The organism is Luteimonas viscosa, from assembly GCF_008244685.1.
GTDB classification, from domain to species: Bacteria; Pseudomonadota; Gammaproteobacteria; order Xanthomonadales; family Xanthomonadaceae; genus Luteimonas; species Luteimonas viscosa.
Map to the genome: position 1 here is coordinate 625312 of NZ_VTFT01000001.1, position 22438 is coordinate 647749.

At 69.3% G+C, this 22438-nt stretch carries 23 protein-coding genes; 14 read left to right on the forward strand and 9 right to left on the reverse strand.

The window, feature by feature from the left end:
* The first annotated feature begins 229 nt into the window (after positions 1 to 229).
* A complete protein-coding gene (locus tag FZO89_RS02880) occupies positions 230 to 799 on the forward strand; it encodes a hypothetical protein (protein WP_149101846.1) in 570 nt (189 codons plus the stop codon).
* Positions 800 to 877: 78 nt separating this feature from the next.
* Here FZO89_RS02880 and FZO89_RS02885 read toward each other — a convergent pair whose 3' ends face one another.
* A complete protein-coding gene (locus tag FZO89_RS02885) occupies positions 878 to 1399 on the reverse strand; it encodes a DUF4019 domain-containing protein (RefSeq protein ID WP_149101847.1) in 522 nt (173 codons plus the stop codon).
* 168 nt (positions 1400 to 1567) lie between these two features.
* Between FZO89_RS02885 and FZO89_RS02890 the strand changes: the two genes are divergently transcribed.
* Together FZO89_RS02890 and FZO89_RS02895 are read left to right on the forward strand one after the other, a co-directional pair.
* Positions 1568 to 2125 carry a LemA family protein gene (locus FZO89_RS02890; protein WP_149101848.1) on the forward strand — a complete coding sequence of 186 codons (558 nt, stop codon included), beginning with the start codon at positions 1568 to 1570 and terminating at the stop codon, positions 2123 to 2125.
* Complete coding sequence (locus FZO89_RS02895; protein WP_149101849.1) at positions 2122 to 3882, forward strand: DUF2207 domain-containing protein; 1761 nt, start codon at positions 2122 to 2124, stop codon at positions 3880 to 3882. Before FZO89_RS02890 ends, FZO89_RS02895 begins: the two co-directional genes overlap by 4 nt.
* Before the next feature lie 7 nt (positions 3883 to 3889).
* Here the strand turns inward: FZO89_RS02895 and soxR are convergent, their stop codons facing one another.
* The gene (soxR, locus tag FZO89_RS02900; protein WP_222928081.1) at positions 3890 to 4363 is read right to left on the reverse strand and encodes a redox-sensitive transcriptional activator SoxR; all 474 of its coding nucleotides are present in this window, start codon (positions 4361 to 4363) and stop codon (positions 3890 to 3892) included.
* A gap of 164 nt (positions 4364 to 4527) precedes the next feature.
* Between soxR and FZO89_RS02905 the strand changes: the two genes are divergently transcribed.
* A complete protein-coding gene (locus tag FZO89_RS02905; protein WP_187471017.1) occupies positions 4528 to 5427 on the forward strand; it encodes a quinone oxidoreductase family protein in 900 nt (299 codons plus the stop codon).
* Between the two features lie 77 nt (positions 5428 to 5504).
* The gene (locus FZO89_RS02910) at positions 5505 to 7367 is read left to right on the forward strand and encodes an ABC transporter ATP-binding protein (protein ID WP_149101851.1); all 1863 of its coding nucleotides are present in this window, start codon (positions 5505 to 5507) and stop codon (positions 7365 to 7367) included.
* 6 nt (positions 7368 to 7373) lie between these two features.
* Here FZO89_RS02910 and FZO89_RS02915 read toward each other — a convergent pair whose 3' ends face one another.
* Both FZO89_RS02915 and FZO89_RS02920 read right to left on the reverse strand, forming a co-directional pair.
* Positions 7374 to 8582, reverse strand: coding sequence for a COG3904 family protein (locus FZO89_RS02915; protein WP_149101852.1), 1209 nt, complete (start codon positions 8580 to 8582; stop codon positions 7374 to 7376).
* A 149-nt stretch (positions 8583 to 8731) separates the two neighbouring features.
* Complete coding sequence (locus FZO89_RS02920; RefSeq protein WP_149101853.1) at positions 8732 to 9247, reverse strand: DUF1697 domain-containing protein; 516 nt, start codon at positions 9245 to 9247, stop codon at positions 8732 to 8734.
* A gap of 365 nt (positions 9248 to 9612) precedes the next feature.
* On the opposite strand from FZO89_RS02920, the gene FZO89_RS02925 reads away from it, so the two are divergent.
* The 6 genes from FZO89_RS02925 (at position 9613) to FZO89_RS02945 (ending at position 13999) form a co-directional block, all read left to right on the forward strand.
* Positions 9613 to 9972 (forward strand): DUF1428 domain-containing protein, encoded by a 360-nt coding sequence (locus tag FZO89_RS02925; protein WP_149101854.1) that lies wholly within the window; start codon positions 9613 to 9615, stop codon positions 9970 to 9972.
* Positions 9973 to 10132: 160 nt separating this feature from the next.
* Positions 10133 to 11281, forward strand: coding sequence for an alpha/beta fold hydrolase (locus FZO89_RS02930; protein ID WP_187471018.1), 1149 nt, complete (start codon positions 10133 to 10135; stop codon positions 11279 to 11281).
* 82 nt (positions 11282 to 11363) lie between these two features.
* Positions 11364 to 11768 (forward strand): GFA family protein, encoded by a 405-nt coding sequence (locus FZO89_RS02935; RefSeq protein ID WP_222928082.1) that lies wholly within the window; start codon positions 11364 to 11366, stop codon positions 11766 to 11768.
* A gap of 55 nt (positions 11769 to 11823) precedes the next feature.
* Entirely contained in the window at positions 11824 to 12336 is a 513-nt protein-coding gene (locus tag FZO89_RS18705; protein ID WP_262378502.1) for a hypothetical protein, read from the forward strand.
* 8 nt (positions 12337 to 12344) lie between these two features.
* The gene (locus FZO89_RS02940; RefSeq protein WP_262378503.1) at positions 12345 to 13448 is read left to right on the forward strand and encodes a DUF1615 domain-containing protein; all 1104 of its coding nucleotides are present in this window, start codon (positions 12345 to 12347) and stop codon (positions 13446 to 13448) included.
* Between the two features lie 230 nt (positions 13449 to 13678).
* Positions 13679 to 13999 carry a hypothetical protein gene (locus FZO89_RS02945; protein WP_149101858.1) on the forward strand — a complete coding sequence of 107 codons (321 nt, stop codon included), beginning with the start codon at positions 13679 to 13681 and terminating at the stop codon, positions 13997 to 13999.
* A gap of 86 nt (positions 14000 to 14085) precedes the next feature.
* Here FZO89_RS02945 and FZO89_RS02950 read toward each other — a convergent pair whose 3' ends face one another.
* The gene (locus FZO89_RS02950; RefSeq protein ID WP_149101859.1) at positions 14086 to 15522 is read right to left on the reverse strand and encodes an MATE family efflux transporter; all 1437 of its coding nucleotides are present in this window, start codon (positions 15520 to 15522) and stop codon (positions 14086 to 14088) included.
* A gap of 305 nt (positions 15523 to 15827) precedes the next feature.
* Between FZO89_RS02950 and FZO89_RS02955 the strand changes: the two genes are divergently transcribed.
* From FZO89_RS02955 to FZO89_RS02965, 3 genes are all read left to right on the forward strand, one after another.
* Positions 15828 to 16247, forward strand: coding sequence for an SRPBCC family protein (locus FZO89_RS02955; protein ID WP_149101860.1), 420 nt, complete (start codon positions 15828 to 15830; stop codon positions 16245 to 16247).
* 196 nt (positions 16248 to 16443) lie between these two features.
* Positions 16444 to 17049, forward strand: coding sequence for a YdeI/OmpD-associated family protein (locus FZO89_RS02960; protein WP_149101861.1), 606 nt, complete (start codon positions 16444 to 16446; stop codon positions 17047 to 17049).
* A gap of 210 nt (positions 17050 to 17259) precedes the next feature.
* The gene (locus tag FZO89_RS02965; protein WP_149101862.1) at positions 17260 to 17859 is read left to right on the forward strand and encodes a hypothetical protein; all 600 of its coding nucleotides are present in this window, start codon (positions 17260 to 17262) and stop codon (positions 17857 to 17859) included.
* A 53-nt stretch (positions 17860 to 17912) separates the two neighbouring features.
* Here FZO89_RS02965 and FZO89_RS02970 read toward each other — a convergent pair whose 3' ends face one another.
* The 4 genes from FZO89_RS02970 to hutU form a co-directional block, all read right to left on the reverse strand.
* Entirely contained in the window at positions 17913 to 18170 is a 258-nt protein-coding gene (locus FZO89_RS02970) for a hypothetical protein (RefSeq protein WP_149101863.1), read from the reverse strand.
* A gap of 336 nt (positions 18171 to 18506) precedes the next feature.
* The gene (locus tag FZO89_RS02975; RefSeq protein WP_149101864.1) at positions 18507 to 19493 is read right to left on the reverse strand and encodes a hypothetical protein; all 987 of its coding nucleotides are present in this window, start codon (positions 19491 to 19493) and stop codon (positions 18507 to 18509) included.
* Between the two features lie 211 nt (positions 19494 to 19704).
* On the reverse strand, positions 19705 to 20703 hold the full coding sequence (locus FZO89_RS02980; protein WP_149101865.1) for a hypothetical protein: 999 nt from the start codon (positions 20701 to 20703) through the stop codon (positions 19705 to 19707).
* A 36-nt stretch (positions 20704 to 20739) separates the two neighbouring features.
* Positions 20740 to 22419: a urocanate hydratase gene (hutU, locus tag FZO89_RS02985; protein WP_149101866.1), complete on the reverse strand. Its 1680-nt coding sequence runs from the start codon at positions 22417 to 22419 to the stop codon at positions 20740 to 20742.
* Positions 22420 to 22438: the final 19 nt, after the last annotated feature.

Consider the following 22438-nt stretch of genomic DNA (forward strand, 5'->3'; position numbering starts at 1 on the left):
GGACGCACGCGCGACGCGCGACACCGGGCACGGGTATCCTCGATGCCTGCCCGTCGCTCCAAGGCAACGCATGCCCGATGCCCCTCCCGCCGGCCCCGGCCGGCGCGCTGCCCTCCTGCTGGCCACTTCGGCCGTCCTGATTGCCGCCTGCAGCGGGCCCTCACCGCAGGCCGGGCCGGCCACGGCGGGCGAGCCGACCGCTTCGCGGAAGCAACCGGCGCTGCAGTGCATGCCCGCGGCCCTGGTCTCCCTGCGCCTTCCGCTCGAACAAGGACTCGCGCTGGCGCACGACCAGGTGCCGACCAGTCCGGCCGTGGTGGACTGCGTGTTCGCGCTGTTCGGCGACGGGCCGCTGAAGTCGCCGGTGGCGTTCGACCGGGGCTACGGCCGGGTCTTCGCCTACCACGAGGAGGACGGCACCCTCGCGTTGTCGTCGCTCCCGCGCGACCGGGTGCAACTGTTCCGGCTCGGTGCGACGGACGATGCGGACGTCTGGCTGCTGCGCGTGGACAGCGGCTTCGAGTTCGCCGGCACGCGCCACGACGTGCTGTTCAGCACCGGCCGGGCCAGCGGCGCGCTCGTCGACCAGCTGCTGGTCGGCGCGAGAGGCCTGCTCTACCGCCGCGACTACGACATCGATGCGGCCGACGCGTTCGCCATCACCGAGGAAACCGGCCTCCGCGACGAGCCCGGTCCCGGCTATCGCGCACGCTACCGGGTCGAATCCGATGGTCGCTTCACCCTGGTGTCGGGCCAGGTGCTGGCGACCCAGGACGGGAGGACGCGCGGCCCCGGATGAACCGTCGCGACCGGACTCGCCACCGAGGCGGTCCGCCGGTCGCACCCGCAGGCACGGCCGACGCCGCTTCGACGGGGATCAGCGCAGGCTGTATCCCGACACGCGCCAGACGCGATCCTCGTCGAGCCGGAACGACACCAGCTCGCGCACCGGTTGCGCCTCGTTGGCGAACTTCGAAGCCGAACGCACGTTGATGTACAGGCCCTCGGGCACCTGCTGGCCGGCGCGGAACAGCGAACGGCTCACTTCCGGCTTCGCGCGCGTGGACACCGCGCCCAGGCGGTTGCGATCGATCGTGACCTGCTTGATGAACTCGTCGCGGGTCACCGCCTGCTTCATTGCCGCCGACGCGCCGTCCCAGACTTCGCCGATGCGGTTGGCGTCGACCAGTTGCATGACCTGGAGCGCCGCCTGGCTCATGTCGGCGTCCTGCTTCGCCAGCGCGGCGCGCTGCTCGGGACTGAGCTGTTCCATCGCCGGCTGTGCGGCGGCGGGCTGCGCCGCGGGACGCGGCTGCGGCTGGGCGGCCGGCTGCTGGGCGAACGCCCCGGAACACAGCACCAGGGCGGCGACGGTCGAAAGCAGGCGTGATCTGTTCATAGGGGACGAACGCTCCGTGGAATCTGGCGGTCGAGTGTACGACACCGTCCCGGGGCGTCCAGTCGACGGGCGGGCCGGCTCCGGCCCGGCGCGTCCGTTACCCTTGTGTCACGCCACGCCACCCTGGTGCGTCGTGGTGGACACGCATTCCCGCCGGGGACCCGAACGATGAGCCTGCCCGTCCTGCTGCTGTCGAGCCTGGTGGCCGCCCTGCTGGTCTGGGCGATCGTGGTGTTCAACCGCCTGGTCCGGCTGCGCAACCAGGTGCGCACCGCCTGGGCCGACATCGACGTGCAGCTGATCCGCCGCCACGACCTCGTCCCCTCCCTGGTCTCGGCGGTGCAGGCCTACGCCGGGCACGAGCGCGCGGTGCTCGAGACCGTGACCGAACTGCGGGCGCGGGCGCTGGCGCATCAGACCCGTCCGCAGCTGGCGCAGGTGGAGCAGGCGCTGGAACAGGCCATCGGACGGCTGTTCGTGCTGCAGGAGGCCTACCCGGAGCTCAAGGCCAGCGACAACTTCGCGCAGTTGCAGCGCGACCTGGTCGAGGTCGAGGAGCACCTGCAGTACGCGCGCCGCTTCTACAACGGCGCGGTGCGCGACTACAACGACGCCACCCAGCGCGTGCCCGACCTGGTGGTGGCGCGGCTGGCGGGTTTCGGCGCCGAAGAATTCTTCGAGGCCGGCGACGCCGGGCGCGCGGCCGTGCGCGTGGAGCTGCCATGAACGCCCCGGTGCTGCGCGGGTTCGCGCTGGCCTGCCTGGCGCTGTTCGCCTTCGCGCCGCCGCTGCTGGCGCAGGAGCGCATCGAGTCGTACGACAGCCGGATCGTGCTGAACGAGGACGGCAGCCTCGACGTCACCGAGCGGATCCGCGTGCGCGCCGAAGGGCAGCAGATCCGCCGCGGCATCTACCGCGACTTCCCGACCCGCTACCGCGACCGCCACGGCAACCGCGTGGTGGTGGACTTCGACGTGGTCGAGGTGCTGCGCGACGGCCGCAGCGAACCCTGGTTCACCGAAACCCGCGGCAACGGCGTCCGCGTGAACACCGGCAACGACGACTTCCTGCCGACGCCCGCCACCTTCACCTACACCCTGCGCTACCGCACCACCCGCCAGCTCGGCTTCTTCGACGGACACGACGAGCTGTACTGGAACGCGATCGGCACCGGCTGGGCCTTCCCGATCGAATCGGGCAGCGCCGAGGTCCGGCTGCCGCAACCGGTGCCGGTGGCGGAGCTCGCGGCCGAGGGTTACACCGGCGCGCAGGGCACGCGAGGCCAGGGCTACGTCGCCGAAACGCCGGAGCCGGGTCTCGCCCGCTGGCGGCTGACCGCGCCGCTCGCGCCGGGCGAGGGCCTGACGATCGTCCTCTCGTTCCCGAAGGGGCTGGTGCCCGAGCCGACCACCGCGCAGAAGCTGCGCTGGCTGCTCGCCGACAACCGCGCGGTGCTGGTCGCCCTGGTCGGCCTGCTCGCCTTGCTGGCCTGGTGCTTCCTGCGCTGGCGCCAGGTGGGGCGCGACCCGGCGCCGGGCACCGTGATCGTGCGTTACACCCCGCCCGAAGGCATCTCGCCCGCCGGCCTGCGCTACATCGGGAAGATGGGCTACGACACGCGCTGCTTCACCGCCGACGTGCTGGCGCTCGCGGTCGGGCGGTCGCTGCGGATCGAGCGCGACAAGGGCCTGCTCAAGGACCACTGGCGGCTGGAGAAGACCAGCACGGGTTTCGCGCCCGGGACGGCGAAGGAGCAGGATGCCCTGCTCGCCGGGCTGTTCCCGCGCGAGGCCACGCTCGAGCTCGACAAGGACAACGCCCCGCTGCTGCAGGCCGCGATCCGCACCCACACGAAGGCGCTCGACCAGCGCTTCAAGGGCACGATGTTCAACCACAACGGCGGCAGTTCGCTGGTCGCGCTGCTGATCGCGCTGCTGTTCTCGGGCGCCGCGATCGCGCTCGGGGCCGGCACCGGCGCCGGACTGCTGTTCGCCTTCATCCCGATCGCGCTGATGGTGGTGACCCTGGTGGTGTTCGCCTTCCTGGTGCGCGCCCCGACCAGCGAGGGGCGCAGGATGCTGGACCAGATCGAAGGCCTGCGCCGCTATCTCGGTGTCGCCGAGCGACAGGACCTGCAGCGGCTCCAGGGCCCGGACGAGTCCGAGCCGGCGCTCGATGCGCAGCGCTTCGAATCGCTGCTGCCCTATGCCGTGGCGCTCGACGTGGAAGATGCGTGGACGAAGAAGTTCACGCTGGCCGTGGGCGCGGCGGCCGCCGCGGCGGCCACATCGGCGATGGCCTGGTACCACGGCAGCAACGGCACCGGGTCGATCGGCGACATCGGCGGGTTCACCAAGGCCATCGGCAACAGCCTGACCTCGCAGATCGCCTCGTCGTCGACGCCGCCGGGCAGTTCCTCCGGTGGCGGTGGCGGCGGATTCTCGGGTGGCGGCGGGGGCGGCGGCGGCGGCGGCGGCCGCTGAGCGGGCGTCAGTCGCGGTCGAGCGTATTCGCACCGGGACCGAGGCGCGCCATCCGGTCCTCGGGGTTGCGCAGCGGGCATTGCTTCAGCGACAGGCAACCGCAGCCGATGCAGCCGTCGAGATCGTCGCGCAGGTGGGTCAAGCGCGCGATCCGCGCATCGAGTTCCGCGCGCCAGCGGCGCGACAGCCGGGCCCAGTCGGCGGCGGTGGGCGTGCGTGCGTCCGGCAGCGACGACAGCGCTTCGCGAATCGAGGCGAGCGGCAGGCCGGTGCGCTGGGCCACCCGGATGACCGCGATCCGCCGCAGCACGTCGCGCGCGTAGCGGCGCTGGTTGCCGGCGGTACGCGTGCTGTGGATCAGGCCCTTGGCCTCGTAGAAGTGCAGGGTCGAGACCGCCACCCCGCTGCGCGCGGCGACCTCGCCGATCGTCATCTCGCGCGCGGGCGCCGTCCCCTTGCCCACCGGCACCGCCGTCGCCATCCGCATGCTCCTTGACCTCGATATTGCTTGAGCTTTTACCCTGATCCGGCCTTCCACTCAAGACCGGACTCCGCATGCACCTCGCCACCCGCACCCCCGCCGAAGCCGGACCCGAAACCATGCGCGCGATGGCCTTCGCACGCCCTGGCGCAGGTGAACGCCCCATGCCCTGCGCCCTGCCGATCCCGACGCCCGGGCCGAACCAGCTGCTGGTGCGCGTTCACGCAGCGGGCGTGGGCCGCTGGGATCTGCTCGAACGCGACGGCGTGTTCGCCCGCCTGCCGCGGTTTCCGCACGTCGGTGGATCGGAAGGCGCGGGCGTGGTGGTGGAAGCCGGCCGCGAAACCCGCGGGTTCCGCGAGGGCGACCGCGTCTATGGACTCGTTGCGCAGCGCGATCCGAAGGGCGGCTGCCACGCCCGGTTCGCCCTGTTCGATGCCGGACTCGCCTGGCCGGTGCCGCCGCGACTGGCGCTCGACCAGGCCGCGGTCCTGCCGGTCGACGGTGCGCTCGCGGCGCAGGCGTTGCATGCAGTCCTGCAGGTACGGGAGGACGACGCACTGGTGGTGTTCGGCGCCAGCGGCGGCGTCGGCCACTTCGCGCTGCAACTGGCCCGCAACGCCGCCGTGCGCACGCTGGCGATCGCTTCGGGCGGGGACGGCGTGCGGCTGGCCGAGCGACTCGGCGCCGATGTCGCCGTCGACGGGCGCAGGCCCGGTTTCGAGCGAGAGATCGCCCGCTTCGCCGACGGCGCGAAACGCACGCTCGCCCTGCTCACCGCCGGCGGCGAGGCCGCGGCACGGCTGGTCGCGGCGTTGCCCGCCGGCAGCCGGATCGCATGGCCTCACGGGGTCGCGATGCCGACGATCGCACGCGACGATGTGGTCGCGGCGGGCTTCGGGGTCCGCTACGAACCCGACGCGATGCGGGCCTTCCACGCGCTGGCCGAACGCGGCCCGCTGGTGCCGCACGTCTCGCGGCGCCTTGCGCTGGAACGACTGCCGCAGGCGCTGGAAGCGGTGGCGGCGCACCACCTCGGCCGCATCGCGGTGCTGGCGGCATGAGCGATTCCTGCCACGTCACCGCCGCGGTCGCGGACGATCGGCGACAATGCCGCCCCTCCCCGCACGATGCGCATTCCATGTACCGCTGGTTCGAATCCCGGCTCGATCCGTTCCCGCCGGATCCTCCCGCGCAGCCGCCGCGCACGCTGTACGCGTTCTGCCGCCACTACACCCGCGGCGCCGGCAAGTGGCTGGCGCTGCTGGCGCTGACCACCGCGGGCATCGCCATCGCCGAGCTGGTGCTGTACGCCTACGTCGGTTCGCTGGTCGACCGCCTCGGCAGCACCACGCCCGCGAACTTCCTCGCCAGCGAAGGCCCGCGCCTGCTGTGGATGGGCCTGCTGGTGGTGGTGGCGCTGCCGGCGGTCGTGCTGCTGAACTCGCTGGTGCAGCACCAGACCCTGCTCGGCAACTTCCCGATGCGGATCCGCTGGAACGTGCACCGCTACCTGCTGCGCCAGTCGATGGGCTACTTCCAGGACGAGTTCGCCGGGCGCATCGCCACCAAGCTGATGCAGACCTCGCTGGCGGTGCGCGAGACGGTGATCAAGCTGCTCGACATCGGCATCTACATCCTCGTGTTCTTCGTCGGCACGCTCGCCGTGGCCGGCGCATCGGACTGGCGGATGATGCTGCCGTTCCTGGCGTGGATCGCCGCCTACGGACTGCTCATGCGCCACTTCGTGCCGCGCATGGAACGCGTCTCGCGCGCGCAGGCGGACGCGCGTTCGGTGATGACCGGCCGGATCGTCGACAGCTACACCAACATCGCCACGGTCAAGCTGTTCTCGCACTCGCGACGCGAGCAGGCCTACGCGCGCGAGGCGATGGACGGCTTCCTCGCCACCGTGCACCCGCAGATGCGGCTGGCGACCACGGTCTGGAGCGTGCTCTATGCGCTCAACATGGCGCTGCTGTTCGCGGTGGTCGCGCTGGGCCTGTGGCTGTGGCATGGCGGCGCGGTGAGCGCCGGCGCCATCGCGGTGGCGATCGCGCTCGCGTTGCGCATCCTCGGCATGTCGCAGTGGATCATGTGGGAGCTGTCGTCGCTGTTCGAGAACATCGGCACCGTGCACGACGGCATCAACTCGATCTCGCTGCCGCCGACCGTCGACGACGCACCCGGCGCCCCCGCGCTGGAGCGGGTGCAGGGCGACATCCGCTTCGAGGGTGTCGGCTTCCACTACGGCAAGGCCGGCGGCGTGATCGAACGCCTCGACCTGCACGTGCGCCCGGGCGAGAAGATCGGCGTGGTCGGGCGCTCCGGCGCCGGCAAGTCGACCCTGGTGAACCTGCTGCTGCGCTTCCACGACCGCGAAAGCGGTCGGATCCTGGTCGACGGCGTCGACATCGCCGACGTGCAGCAGGATTCGCTGCGCGCCCGGATCGGCGTGGTCACCCAGGACACCTCGCTGCTGCACCGATCGGTGCGCGACAACATCCTCTACGGCCGTCCGGGCGCCGGCGACAGCGAAATGATCGAGGCCGCGAAGCAGGCGCGCGCGCACGACTTCATCCTGGAACTGGCCGACAGCCAGGGCCGCCGCGGCTACGACGCGCACGTCGGCGAGCGCGGGGTGAAGCTCTCCGGCGGCCAGCGCCAGCGCATCGCGATCGCGCGCGTGCTGCTCAAGAACGCGCCGGTCCTGGTGCTGGACGAGGCGACCTCGGCGCTCGATTCCGAAGTCGAGGCCGCGATCCAGGACAACCTGTACCGGCTGATGGAGGGCAAGACCGTCATCGCCATCGCCCATCGGCTCTCGACCATCGCGGCGATGGACCGGCTGATCGTGATGGAGCGCGGCGAAATCGTCGAACAGGGCACGCACGAGGCGCTGGTCGCGGCCGGCGGCCTCTACGCGCAGTTGTGGGCACGCCAGTCCGGCGGCTTCCTCGCCTGCCCCGGCGAGGAAGCGGAGACGGTTACGGCAGCGGGCTGAGCGCGATCACGAGCCGCCGGCGTCGCCGCGCGCGCGCGCGGAGGCGTCCTCGCGACGCGCCTGTTCCTGTCGCGCCTGCTCCTGCTCCTGCGCTTCCCCGCCTTCCCGCGTTCCCGCGGGCAGGCGGGCGCCCGCCTGTTCCGGCTTCTCCGCAGCCAGCAGCGCATCGAATTCCGACAGCGGGCTTTCGGAGGGACAGGTGGGATCGGGGAAGTCGTAGCGCTTGCGCAGCTCCAGCCCGCAGGCATTGAGGCCGTCCAGATCGGTCCCGGGCGACTTGCAGCGCGTGTCGAACGAGCGGGCGAAGGCATCGCGGCGCACCACGAAGTCCTCTCCGCACTTGCGCATCAGGCGCAGCCGGTCGAGGTCGTCCTGCGCCGGGTTGATGCCGTCCAGCCCGTACAGGCTCAGTTCCTCGGCGGCGAGCAGGCGCAGGTTGCGGTTGGGCACGGCCATCATCATGTCCGCGACCGCGGTGGCGGCGCCGTTGCGCTCGAGATAATCGCGCACGCGCTCGTACACCACGCGCAGTTCGCGGTTGAGTTCGGCGCGCGTGGTCGCGGTGGAGCTCATGCGGATGATGCGGTGGATGCCGACGCGTCCGCTGATCATGCGCACGTCGCCCGCGGCGAGCAGGAACACGCAGGCGCTGTGGCAGACCGCCCCCTCGCGCACCCAGATCGTCCAGCGCGCGTCGGCGATGCGGTCCCCGGCGCGGATCGCGTCCTCCACCATGCCGCCGCTGGAATCGACGTCGAGTACCCGCTTGCCGATCTCCAGCTCGTCGGCGACATGGGTGACGCGCTGCATCAGTTGCGCGAACCCGGCGTTGATCTTGCCCGTGTAACGCAGCCGCAGCACCCCGCGCGCGGCGCAGGGCTCGAGCGCGGTGGCGATCGCGTCGCGGTCGAACTGGATCAGCGGATTGCCGTCGCCATGGTGCGCGTAGTCGAGTTCGCAGCCGAGCGAGGCCGTGCCGGACGCAAGCTCCATCGGCGACCAGTCGACACCCTCCGGCTCGTCGGGGGCCGGCCCGGGCTCCGGCTCCGCCACGGCGGCCGCCTCTTCGGCCACCTGCACCGGGGCGGTACTGACCGCGCCGCCCTCGTCCGTGCCCGCCACCGGCACGGTAGTGCCCGTGTCGCCCACGTCCTGCGCGCGGCAGCCCGCCAGCAGCGCGGCTGCCAGGCACAGGATCGGGAGCAACTTCGGCATGGGTGCGGGAATCCGGGCGTCGCCTGCGATCGTGGATCGCCGACGGGGACGAGGGGCATTCCAGTGTAGGGCGCGCGCGTTTTCCGGGTCGAACGCGCGATGAACCGATGTCGGGGTGCGCGGCGCGGCCACCGCCGCGCAGGGCCCGTTCAATCGCCCGCCATCTCCAGCAGCCGGGCCACGGTATTCATGTTGCGCGTCGTGCCGTTTGCGGCGGCGGGAAACGACAGCTTCGAGCCACGCATGGTCTCCGCGTCGCGGTAGTCGATGTAGATCTCGCGTGCGCCCAGGGCGAGGCGCTCGGCGCCGACGCACCGCGCGCGCTCCAGCGCGTCGGCCGGGGGCGGATCGTCGAGGAAAAGCGCCAGCACCCGGTTGTCGGGGGAATCGCGGAACGGATTGCCCGCGTGCACGGCGCGCAGCTCGGCCGGCGTGCGCACGAGCACGCCGGCCGGCTTGCCCATGTGCGAGGTCAGCGCCGCTTCCAGCTTCGCCTTCACCTGGCGCTCGGCGCCGTCGCCACGCAACACCACGTTGCCGCTGGCGATGTAGGTGCGCACGTCGGCGAACCCCGCCTGCTCGCACAGCGTTCGCAGCGTGGCCATCGGCAGCTTGCCGGTGCCGCCGACGTTCACCGCGCGCAGCAGTGCGATCCAGGTCTTCATCCGCGCGCCCTCGCCAGAGTCCCGGCAGATGATCGCATGCGGCCGTCGCCGGTACGCCCTGGGGCGGTCCGGCCGCCGGCGCAGGTCCCGGCGGCGCATGAACCCGCCCGGGCCGACCGACGGGTGCGTCGCCACGGGGCAATGGGCCCGTTGCGCGGTCCTAACGATCGCGGGTGCAGGCTGCCACGCGGCGATGGACTGCCGGGTCGCATCCGCGCCAGCGGGTGTCGATTCCGCGACCTTCCGTTCGTCGGTTCCACGCCCCCGCACGGCAGCGTCGGTCGCCGGGACGGGAGCACGCTGGCCGGCGGGCTGCGCCGCACCGGCCCGTCCCGCGCCATCCCGACCCCTTCAAGGAGATCCACATGCCCTATATCGACGGTTTCGTCCTCGCGGTGCCCACCGCCAACCGCGAGAAGTTCATCGAGCACGCGCGCAGGTTCGACCCGGTGTTCATCGAATTCGGCGCCACCCGCGTCATCGAGGGCTGGGGCGACGACGTGCCCGAAGGCAAGGTCACCGACTTCCGCCGCGCGGTGCAGGCCAAGGACGACGAGACGGTGGCGTTCTCGTGGGTCGAATGGCCCGACAAGGCCACCCGCGACGCCGGCATGAAGAAGATGATGGAGGATCCGCGCATGGATCCGGCCGCCAATCCGATGCCCTTCGACGGCAAACGCATGATCTTCGGCGGATTCGACAGCGTGGTCGAGCTCGGCGGATAGACGCTGCGCGGGCGCCGTCACACCGGCGCCCGTGGTCGCGTCATGGACCATGCAGCGCGGCGATGCGGCTCGCGTCCCCGCGCCTGCACCCACCCGCAGCGAGGTGCCCATGTCCAGCCGCGTCGAGAACGTTCCAGTCCCCGCTTCTCCGCGCGCGCGCATGCGCCGGACCTTCCAGGCGACCCTCGCCACGCTGCTGGCGGGGATCGCGCTGTTCGCCGCCTCGAAGGCCTCGGCCGCGGCGGACGCAGCGCCCGCAAAACCGGCAAGCCGCGCCGAAGCGGTGGCACTGATCGCCGAGGCGCGCCGCATCGTCACCCCCGCGGGCATCGAACGGGAGCAGAAGGTGCGCATCGGCGGCATCGAGCAATGGATCTCGATCCGCGGCAACCATCGCGCCAATCCTGTGCTGCTCGTGATCCATGGCGGCCCCGGTTACACGTCCATGCCGCTGGCCTGGTGGAATGCGCGCACCTGGGAGGAGTTCTTCACGGTCGTGCACTGGGACCAGCGCGCGGCCGGCAGGACCCACCTGCTGACAGACCCGGAGGTCGTCGCCCCGACCCTCACGCTCGACCGGATGTACGCCGACACCGAGGAAGTCGCGGCATGGGTGCGAGGCGAGCTCGCCAGGGAGCGGATCTTCGTGCTGGGCCACTCCTGGGGCACCTACCTCGGGTTGCGGCTGGCGCTGGAGCGACCCGGATGGCTGCATGCCTACGTCGGGGTCGCCCAGATCACGGACATGCGCGAGAACGAACGCCGCAACTGGCGCGTCATCCTCGACCGGGCCCATCGCGCGGGCGATGCCGACGCGGTCGCCGCGCTGGAAGCGCTGGCCCCCTATGCCGCACCGGGCGCCGAGGTGCCGATGGAACACATCTACACCCAGCGCCGGACCGGCGAACGGCTCGGCGGCACCCTCGCCCATCGCGACAACAACCGCGCCGAAAGCGCGATGGTGCGACTCGCGCCCGAGTACGACGACGCCGGGATCGGCCGCGCGTGGGACGGCAACGCGTTCGCGGCGCCGTACCTGTTCCGCGAGATCATCGATATCGATTTCAGCGGGGAACGCAGCTTCGACGTGCCCATGCTGATGTTCCTCGGCCGCCACGACACGATCGCCCATCCGGGCCTGGTGGCCGAATGGTTCGAAGGCGTGGAAGCGCCCGGCAAGCGCCTGGTCTGGTTCGAGGAGTCCGCGCATTCGCCGATGACCGAGGAACCGGGCCGCTTCCTGCTGTCGCTGGTGGGCGAACTGCGCCCGATCGCCGAACGCGCCGGCGACGTGCCGCCACCGCGTTGAGGCCGGGGCGCCGATCGATTCCCGCAGCCCGATACGGCGTGCGACGATAGCCACCGGCGCGCGAATGGACGGAGGCGGAGCGATGCACAGGACCGGAGGCTGCCGATGCGGCGCGATCCGCTACACGCTGTCGGCGGCGCCGGTGGCGACGCGCCTGTGCTGGTGTCGCGACTGCCAGTACTGGGCGACCGGGAACGCCGCGGTCAACATCATCGTGCCGCGCGCGGCGGTGGCGGTCGAGGGCACGCCGCGCGCATGGGAGAGCCTCGCCGACAGCGGCCACCACATGCGTCGCGCGTTCTGCGGCGACTGCGGCACCCAGCTGTTCAGCGAAGCGCTGGAAAACACGGAGTCCATGGTGATCCGCGTGGGCACGCTGGACGATGCTTCCGCCGTCGTCCCGGACGTCGTGATCTGGACGGATTCCGCGCCGGCGTGGGCGCACATCGACCCCGCCATGACCGCCTGGCCGCGCCAGCCCGCCTAGGGCCGGGCGCGGTGGCCGGTTTCCTTGCGCGGCGGATGACGGGGCAGACGGGACGATGACGTACGCAAACCATGCGAACCCGAAGCCGGGCGCCCGGGCCGGGATGCCGAAGTGGTTCGTCTACCCGTTCTTCGGCGTCCACATGCTGATGTTCGGACTCTCCGGCTTCTTCATGGCCTATGCGAGCGACGGCCCCGACCTGGTGTTCCTGTACATGCACGGCGGCATCGCCATCGTGGTGTACATGGTGTTCTACAACGTCCTCTTCGGCCGCGACCAGGTGAAATGGATGCTGATCAATGCCGCGCTCGGCATCCTCGGCATCTACGCCCAGGTCGGCTGGATCCTGGAACGTTTCGGCAAGCGCATCGACGACTATCCCTGGCAGGTCCACGTCGTCCCGTTCCTCTACTACGTGCTGTACACCTTCCTGCTGCGCCAGTTCCTGATCGACGTGACCGGCAGCCGCAGCGATTCGCGGCGGCGCTCGGTCGTCGACACGCTCTACGTGATCCTGTCGGTGGTCGTGTACGGCCTGCTCCTGCTGCGCGCCGGGACCGGGCGTTGAGAGCGGCGGTGGCTTCGCCCGCTTGCTGTCGCCTCGCAAGAGCCGGTGGGCTCGTCGTGGCCCTCGCCCTGGCCGGCTGTGCGTCCCGCCCCCCTGCCGTGCCGGTGCCGGATCCGGCCCAGGTGCGCGCCGAGATCGCGCGGCGCATTCCCACATCGGTCGACGACCGCCAGGGCTGGGCCGGCGACATCCAGGTGGCGTTCACGGCGCAGCGGATCAACGCCAATGTCGAGAACATCTGCGCCGTGCTGGCCGTCATCGAGCAGGAGTCGGGCTACAAGGCCGATCCGCCCGTCGCCAACCTGCCTCGCGTCGCCCGCGCAGAAATCGATCGCCGCGCTGCCGCGCTCCACGTCCCGGGGATCGTGGTCGATGCCGCGCTCAGGCTCGACTCCACCGACGGGCGCAGCTACGGCGAACGGCTGGATCGGGTGCGCACCGAGCGCGAACTGAGCGAACTCTACCAGGACATGATCGGCCGCATCCCAATGGGCGAACGCCTGTTCGCCGGCAGGAACCCGGTGCAGACGGGTGGCGCGATGCAGGTCGCGATCCCGTTCGCCGAGGCCAATGCCGCCGGTTATCCGCACCCAGTCGATGGATCGATCCGCGACGAGGTGTTCCGTCGCCGCGGCGGTCTGTATTTCGGCATCGCGCACCTGCTCGGCTACGAGACGCCGTACACGCGCAAGCTGCACCGCTTCGCCGACTACAACGCCGGCTGGTACGCCAGCCGCAACGCCGCGTTCCAGAACGCAGTGGGCGTGGCCACCGGACTGCCGCTCTCGCTCGACGGCGACCTGCTGCTGCCCGGCGCCCCGCTCGACCGTCCCGGCCGCACCGAGGCGGCGGTGCGTACCTTGTCCCCGCAACTCGGCATGGACGAGCGCGCCATCCGTCGCGCGCTCGAACGCGGCGACCGCCTCGAATTCAGCGATGACGACCTGCACGCACGGGTGTTCGCGATCGCGCAGGCGCGCGCCGGGGGCCCGCTGCCACGGGCGATGGTCCCCGATATCCGCCTGGACAGTCCCAAGATCACCCGCGAACTGACCACCCGCTGGTTCGCCGAACGGGTCGACGCGCGTTACCGGAATTGCCTCTCCCGCTGAATTCCCCGCCGGGACGGCTTGCGGAAAACGAGCCGGGCCCGACTCCGGTGCCGACGGGCGCCATCGTCAGGCTCCTTGGAGGGCCAGTCATCCGCAGCATTCCAGCGTGCGGGTGCCGCACAGGGCGCTGCCCCCCTGGCCGATACCCTCTGCCGGCAGCACCCACTGCGAGGCTTGCCCGTGCCGCAGCTTTGCGGAAGACTGGCAGGGACCGTCAGCGGAAAACCGCCATGTCGACTGCGACCGAAGAGTTCCGCCGCGTTTTCCTGCCCTACTGCATCGAGCGCGTCGAAGACCATGGCCACGTGGTGCTCAACCGGCTCTACAAGCCGCTGGGCATGCGCACCGAAGAACACGTCGACTACGTGCCGCATGCCGTCCGGCTCATCGGACTGACCCCGGGCAAGGCAGCGCAGCTGAGCCACGCGCACAGCGACAGCACCGACCGCATCCACCTCTACGCCGACGCCAGCGCGCCGACCAGGAGTCCGGAGGACTGGGACGCCTACCAGCGCAAGCTCGGGCTCCTGGCCACGCTCGAGATCGCCTAGATCCGGCGTATGCCCCGGGTCGCGGTGCGGCGATCACCCGGACACCGAACAGTGCAGGTTCCGGAACCGGGCACCAGAGCGCGTCCTTACACCGCGGCCGTCTTCCACTTGCCGCGCGTGAACAGCCACAGCGTGAACAGGCCCACCGACGTCTCCGAAACGAACACGCCCCAGAACACGCCGGTGTGCTGCCAGTCCAGCGACACGGCCAGCCACCAGCACAGCGGGATCTGGATCAGCCAGAAGAACACGACGTTGATCCGGGTCGGCGTGACCGTGTCGCCGGCCCCGTTGAACGCCTGCACCGCCACCATCCACCAGCCGTACACGAAGCAGGAGTACGACAGGATCCGCAGCCACTCGCCGCCGACCACGACCACGCCCGCATCGGGGCTGAAGAGCCCCACCAGTGCGTCGTGGAACAGGAAGAACGCCACCGACACCGCGACGGTGTAGACCATGTTGTACCAGCCCGTGCGCCAGACGGCGGCTTCGGCCCGGTCCGGCTGACCGGCCCCGAGGTTCTGCCCGACCAGGGTGGCCGCGGCGTTGGACATGCCCCACGCCGGCATCAGCGCGAACATCAGGATGCGCAGCGCGATGGTGGCGCCGGCCACCGCCTCGCTGCCGATGCCGGCGAGGATGCGCATCAGGAAGATCCACGAGGTCATGGCCACGATCATCTGGCCGATGCCGCCCAGCGAGGTCCGTACGATGTTCCACAGCACCGCGCCGCGCAGCACCAGCTGCGTCGTGGTCACCCGGATGTGCTCGCCGCCGCGGAACAGGATCCACAGCTGCATCAGCACCCCGGCGCCGCGACCGATGTTGGTGGCGATGGCCGCGCCCTCGATGCCCATCGCCGGGATCGGGCCGAGTCCGAAGATCAGGAGCGGGTCGAGCACGATGTTCAGGCCGTTCGCGACCCACAGCACGCGCATCGCGATGGCCGCGTCGCCGGCGCCGCGGAAGATGGCATTGATCACGAACAGCAGCATGATCACCGCGTTGCCACCCAGCATCCATTGCATGTACCGGTAGCCGTGCTCCAGCGTCCAGGCGTCGGCGCCCATCAGCCGCAGCAGGTCCTGCGCCCAGACGATCCCCACCACCGCGAACGGCACGGAGACCAGCATCGCGATCCAGATCGCCTGCACCGCGGTCACCGAGGCCTCCTCGCGCCGGCCTTCGCCCACCCGGCGCGCGACCACCGCCGTCACCGCCATGGCCAAGCCCATGGCGATCGAGTACAGCAGGAAGAGGTAGCTCTCGGTGAGTCCCACCGTCGCCACCGCGGAAGCACCGAGCTTCGCCACGAAGAAGATGTCGACGACCGCGAACGTGGACTCCAGCACCAGCTCCAGCACCATCGGCACGGCCAGCAGGAACACCGCGCGGCGCAGCGGGATGCGGGTGTAGTCGGCATTGGTGCCGCGGATCGCGTCGCGCAGCGCTGCCCAGGTGGAGCCGGTGGGCGGGGCCGCGGGCAAGGCGGGATCGGCTGCGGGCGTCTCGGGAGTCATGCGGTTTCCTTGCCGGATGCGGGCGGGATGGTAGCAGCGCCGCCGGTTGCGGCGACGCGGGAACGACGAACCAGACGGGCGTGGATCGACCTCCCGCCAATTCCTGCACATCTCCCGCGCGAAGGCGCGCGTCATGGCTTGCCACCGATGCCCAGGCTCGAATGCGGGCAGGTCCGTTCGCGCACCATGGATGTCGCGAGCGGCTTCCAGCGGCGACAGGATGTCGATCCGCGGGCTGCCCGCTCGTCGTACCCCGAAACGCGGCAATGATGCACGCGCATCACCCTGACCCTACGGAGCCAACCATGAAGATCACCATCGAGACCCTCGCCCGCACCGACCTCGCCACCGCCTGGGAGGTCTACAACACGCCGGAGCACATCACCCGCTGGAACGCGGCGTCGGACGACTGGCACTCGCCGAGCAGCCGCGTCGACCTGCGCGAAGGCGGCAGCTTCAGCACGCGGATGGAAGCCCGGGACGGCAGCATGGGCTTCGATTTCGAAGGCCGCTACACGCGGGTCGTGCCGAATGAACTGATCGAGTACCGCATGGACGACGGTCGCGAAGTCTCGGTGCGTTTCGAGCCAGCCGATGGCGGAGTGCGCGTGCGCACCGTGTTCGATGCCGAAGCGGAGAACCCCGCGGAGATGCAGCGCGAGGGATGGCAGGCGATCCTCGACAGCTTCGCACGGCATGCGGAGGCCGAGTCCGGCAGCCGGTGAGCTGGAACCTGTCGGACCAACACCGCTCGGGCCGGACTGCGGCCATCGGGCGGCACAACTCCGATCAAGCAGGGCTGGCGCCAGCACGCCGCCCGCTGCACGCGCCGACGCCGCCCGCCCGCTTCCACTCTCCGTAGAATCAGCTCCATGGAATCGGATCCCTGAACCAGCGAATTCGCCCGCCCGGAGGTCGCCCATGCCAACCCACGACGCCAGGATCGACGCCTACATCGCCAGGGCCGCACCGTTCGCGCGGCCGATCCTCGAGCACCTGCGCGCCGTCGTGCACGAGGCCTGCCCCACCGCCGAGGAAACGTTGAAGTGGAGCGCGCCGCACTTCACCCACGGCGGCAAGATCCTCGCCGGCATGGCAGCGTTCAAGCAGCACGCCGCGTTCGCGGTGCCGATGCTCGACGCCAGCGAGGGCGACGCGGCCAGGCGCGACGAAGCCATGGGCCACTACGGCCGGATCGCCGCGCTCGCCGACCTCCCTGCGAAACGCACGCTGATCGCGCAGCTCAGGAAAGCGGTCGAGGCCATCGAGGCCGGCGCCACGCTCGCCCGAGCCAGGCGCGAAACCCCGAAGCCCGCGCTCGCGATGCCGGACGATTTCGCCAGGGCGCTGGCGAAGACGGCGGGCGCAAAGAAACAGTTCGCCGCATTCGCGCCCGGCAAGCAGCGCGAGTACGTGGAATGGGTGGTCGAAGCCAAACAGGCCACCACGCGTGAGCGCCGGATCGCGCAGGCAGCGGAGTGGATCGCCGAAGGCAAGACACGCTACTGGAAATACCAGAAGTGCTGACGCGCGACCCCTGGCGCAAAGGTGACGCGGCCGCGAGCCGGATCGCGGCCGATCGCTGAGCCGGACGCGCGGCATCCCGCCTGACCCAGGTCAAGGCATCCGGAAACGCTCCGTGCGAGCATGGCATGACCGCTGCTGCCGCAATGGCGAGTCCCGCCGTACGGGCATGCACGGCGGCGCACCGCTGCAAACCATTCCCCGGAGCTTTACATGAACATCGAACAGATTCCGCTGGCCCTGGCGCTGGCGGTGGCTCTCGCTGGACTGGGGTCCGGGTGTGCCCGGGATCCCGATCCCGCCGAAGCCGCGGACACCGGCGCCGTCGCGCAGGTCGCGCATGCGGACGCCGCCGCGCAGGTCGCAGCGAACGACCATGCCGAGCGGCAGGACCCGGAGCATGCCGATGCCGTCGCGATCGCAGGCAGGGATGTGGCGGTCGCCGACCACCATGTGCCGTGGGCGCCGGACGCACCGCTCATCGAAGGCATGTCGCGTGTGCGCGCCGCCCTCGCCGGGCTCGAGCACGACGGCCCGGCGCCGCCCGGGAAGGCAACCGTGGTGGCGCGCGCCGCCGATGTCGACGCCGCGATCGGCTACATGTTCGAGAACTGCGCCCTGGCGCCCGAGCCGGACGCCGCGCTGCATGCGATCCTCGCCCGCCTGATGGCGGGTACCCGCGCCCTGCGCGGAGATCCCGCCGACTTCGCGCCCGTGTTCGACATGGAAGCGGCAGTCGGCAATTACGAGCAGTTGTTCGAAGACCCGAACGCCGGCGACGACGCCGCTTCAGGCGACGACGGCCCTTCATAGGAATGCAGCCCGGACGAACAGATGCCTGCTGGCACGTCCAGGATCACCCCCGCTCAACGTGCGCCTACGACGCCTTCAGCAGGCCGCCGGAAAAGCGCGGCGTTGATGCACGCGAATACGCTCACGACGAACCAGCCGAACGGGAACAGCGACAGCGTCAGGATCCAGGTCACCGCGCCGGCGATGCACGCGGCCACGAACCACAGGATCGCCGACATCATCCGCCCCTGGACCAGCTGGCCGAGGCCGGGAATGAAGAAACTGCAGATGGCGGCGATGACATTGCCGGCCGAACCTTGTTCGTTGCCCATCGGGGGTGACTCCATACGTGTTGGCGTGTTGCTGCAGATGATGCCGCGAACGCGTTCATGTCTGCGTGAAATCGTGCGCAGTGACGCCCGGTGAAGGGCTTGGCGCCTACAAGTGCGTGGCGCGCAGCGGCGGGGCATGTCAGTCAGGCGTACAACGCAAGGAAGCCGAGCCGGCCCCCGTTCCCAATCAGGGATTCGCCTTGCGGCTCGCCTTCCATTGTCATGCAGTCGATCAGCTCCCGCGAACTCGATGCATCTACCGCATCCCGGGGCGCATCCGGAAAAACCGACCCTGGCGCCCGTTCTGCTTCCCCCGTTCTGCTTCCCCCGTTTTGCTCACGCCAGTGGCAGCGGCTCCCCTGCGCGGGTCATCGCATCGTGCAGTTCCTGCACCCGGCGCGCCTTGGGATCGATGCGGGAATCGTCGCCCAGCGTGCCGATGTAGCGACATGCCGCGAAGCCCGCGGCCTTGCGCTCGTAGTCGGCGATCCACGCCAGGCGTTCTGGCAGGTGGGCCTGCTCCGGGGACCAGGCCGCCACCGGCGGTCGGATGCGCCGCCCCATGCCGATCCGCCACGGCTTGGCCGTCAGCCGCGCGCGGAAGCAGTGCTGCACCTGGCACATCGTCGAATACAACGGATCGGCGCGGAGGGCGGCGAACAATCGCCCGACGGCTTCGTCGCGCGGCTCGAAGGCCTGGTGCATCGCCAGCACGCGCAGGCCCGCCGGCGTGCGGTACAGCCGCAGGTGCCACTCGGGATGCTGCGAAACGAACGCCTCCACCCGTGCCATCGCGCGACGCTCCGACCCGCCATCCCGGTCGAATCGTCGGCGCCTGCGCAGCAACACGAGCCTGTTCGCTGCCACCAGTACCACCACTGCGGCCGCCACTCCCCACATCACCGCGCCGCCCAGCACCCGGCCCGCGACGAAGCCGACCAGCAAGGCCGCGACGCTTGCTGCGAAGGGCAGCACCCAGCCCGATGGCCGCAGCTCGAAATCCATGTCCGCAAACAGCACGTCCGGCGTGTTCAGGCACAGCGCGCCATAGCTGTTGCGGGTGACGATGACATCGTCGTGGCGTTCGACGATCTGCTCGCGGATCGGCACGCCGTGGGTGCCGTAGTTGGTGCGCAGCTCGCGCCGCGGCACGTCCTCCCGACCGGCGAGGATCGCGTCCAGCGCTTCCTGCGTCCGCTGCTCCGCATGCGCCTGCGCCGCCTGCCGGCTCTCGTCGGACCAGCCGAAGCGTCGCACCGTGACCTGCCGCCCCTTGCGACGCACCTGCTGCCGGGCTTCGGCCCAGTATTCCGGAACGATCATTGATTCCCCTGTCGATACGTTTACGCGCCCCGCCCCTCTCCCGCACCATCTCACTTCGCAACAACGGAGCAGGTCGACTCTAGGCCCCAGACATTCTCCCCGAGCACGGATGCCGCGACCAGAATCCGGGAGAAATGACCCGCCCCTATAGGTTCTTAATTCCTTCCGTCCCGTTTATTGGTCCCGTTTATTGGCTGCCCCGTCTGCCCTCCTAATCCAACCTAAACTTTTGAGCCATCAACTTGGCGTACATCTTCTCGTTGGCCTCATGCCCCATGTACGGAAGTTTATAGGCTCTCGAGATCGAATCGCCTCGGAAGGAACTCTTTATCTGCCCCGACATGATGCATCTGGCTCTTGGCTCTCCTCTCAGCTCTACATGCAACCCAGATTCAAGGCGGTTCTTGAAGAAGGAGATCCCTGGATTCCTTCGAAGAATTTCATCCGGAAACATGCACAGACGAGAGTTCGCCAAGCCTCTTGCAAGATCATCTATACCGTCAATCTCGCTAATCGCCCGCTGCGTGGATCGACCATCTTCTCTATCGATAAATCCGCTCCCCCTCAGAGATATCTCTGCCCAATGACATAGAAAGAAGATGTGAGCGAAGTAATAGCGAAGCTCGCGGATGAGGGAGAATCCACTATTCCCACTCAGATGGACATCTTCATCCGGGCCAATCACACCGTCGACATGAACACCTTCAACGTACACGCCAGGGGCTACGCAGTACTCCTGACCAATGCTTCCGAGCATTACGATAGGCCTGAGATGCCCACCCCGATGCTTGATCGCATTGATCGTCCTGCCTAGCTTTCCTCGATAGCGCTTAGATCTAGATCTAAACTCTCTGAGCGCGCCAGACTTTGATGCAAGATTTTCCGATGAGAAGAAGCTTCCGATGAGTAGGTTCACCACATCATCAAATGCTTCCGCCGCATGCAGAACACGCTGATAACTAGCGAGAAGTTCTTCGTACTCACCTCCCACCTCCCCGCTGAGCAAACTTTGCTTTGCAACATCTTCAAGTTGCTGATAACAAGAGTTCATTGCGGAAACGTACGGGCGAACTGCCATCGTTAACAATGAAAATGGATGTCGTCGCTTTCTTTCCCGGAAGAATTTCTGATCATCGGGAAGGATAGCTAAAGACTTTATGAGCGGCGGTAGAAGGCCGTACTCTTTGGAGATTGCAATGTCAATCTTCAAGATCTTCCCGAATCCTCTGCGTGAGGTTGTGTCCTATCAGCGGATGATGGTCATCAGTGGAAGTTGAAGTCCATTCTCTTCTGCGCATTTCAGAGCAACTGGATATCCTGCATCCGCATGCCGCATCACCCCGGTCCCCGGATCGTTCCACAGTACCCGCGCAATCCGCCTGTCGGCTTCCGGCGTGCCGTCGCAGACGATCACCACGCCGCTGTGCTGGCTGTAGCCCATTCCCACGCCGCCGCCGTGGTGCAGCGACACCCAGGTGGCGCCGCCGGCGACGTTGAGCATCGCGTTGAGCAGCGGCCAGTCGCTGACCGCATCGCTGCCGTCCATCATCGCTTCGGTCTCGCGGTTGGGTGAGGCGACGCTGCCGCTGTCGAGGTGGTCGCGGCCGATCACCACCGGCGCCTTGAGTTCGCCGTTGCGCACCATCTCGTTGAACGCCAGGCCAAGCTTGTGGCGCAGGCCCAGGCCGACCCAGCAGATGCGCGCGGGCAGGCCCTGGAAGCTGATGCGCTCGCGCGCCATGTCCAGCCAGTTGTGCAGGTGGGCGTCGTCGGGGATCAGTTCCTTGACCTTGGCGTCCGTCCTGTAGATGTCCTCGGGATCTCCGCTCAACGCGACCCAGCGGAACGGGCCGATGCCGCGGCAGAACAGCGGCCGCACGTAGGCCGGCACGAAACCCGGGAAGTCGAACGCGTTGGCGCAGCCTTCGTCCTTCGCCATCTGGCGGATGTTGTTGCCGTAGTCGACCGTCGGGATGCCCTGCGCGTGGAACGCCAGCATCGCCTCGACGTGCACGCGCATGGATTTCTTGGCCGCGTCGCGCACACTCTCCGGGTTCGCCTTCTGCTCGGCGAGCCACTGCTCCACGGTCCAGCCGATCGGCAGGTAGCCGTGCACCGGGTCGTGCGCGCTGGTCTGGTCCGTCACGGCATCGGGGCGCACGCCGCGCCGCACCAGTTCCGGCAGGACGTCTGCGGCGTTGCCGAGCAGGGCGATGGATTTCGCCTCGCCCGCCTTCTTGTACCTGTCGATGCGCGCGAGCGCGTCGTCGAGGTCGTCGGCCTGCTCGTCCACGTAGCGCGTGCGCAGGCGGAAATCGATGCTGGCCTGCCGGCATTCGATGGTCAGCGAGCAGGCGCCGGCCAACGACGCGGCCAGCGGCTGCGCGCCGCCCATGCCGCCGAGACCCGCGGTGAGGATCCACTTGCCTTTCAGGCTGCCGCCGAAATGCTGGCGGCCCATCTCGACGAAGGTTTCATAGGTGCCCTGCACGATCCCCTGAGAGCCGATGTAGATCCAGGAGCCGGCCGTCATCTGGCCGTACATCATCAGGCCCTTGCGATCGAGCTCGTTGAAGTGCTCCCAGGTCGCCCAGTGCGGCACCAGGTTGGAGTTGGCGATCAGCACGCGCGGCGCGTCGGCATGGGTGGGGAACACGCCGACCGGCTTGCCGGACTGCACCAGCAGGGTCTCGTCGTCGCCGAGCGTCCGCAGCGTTTCGAGGATCGCGTCGAAGCAGGCCCAGTCGCGCGCGGCGCGGCCGATGCCGCCGTAGACCACCAGATCCTCGGGGCGTTCGGCCACGTCCGGATCGAGATTGTTCTGCAGCATGCGGAACGGGGCCTCGGTGAGCCAGCTCCTGCAGCTCAGCGTGGCGCCACGCGGCGCGCGGATGCTGCGGGAGGGATCGTGGCGCGGGTCGCTCATGTTGTCTCCGGAAAGTGCT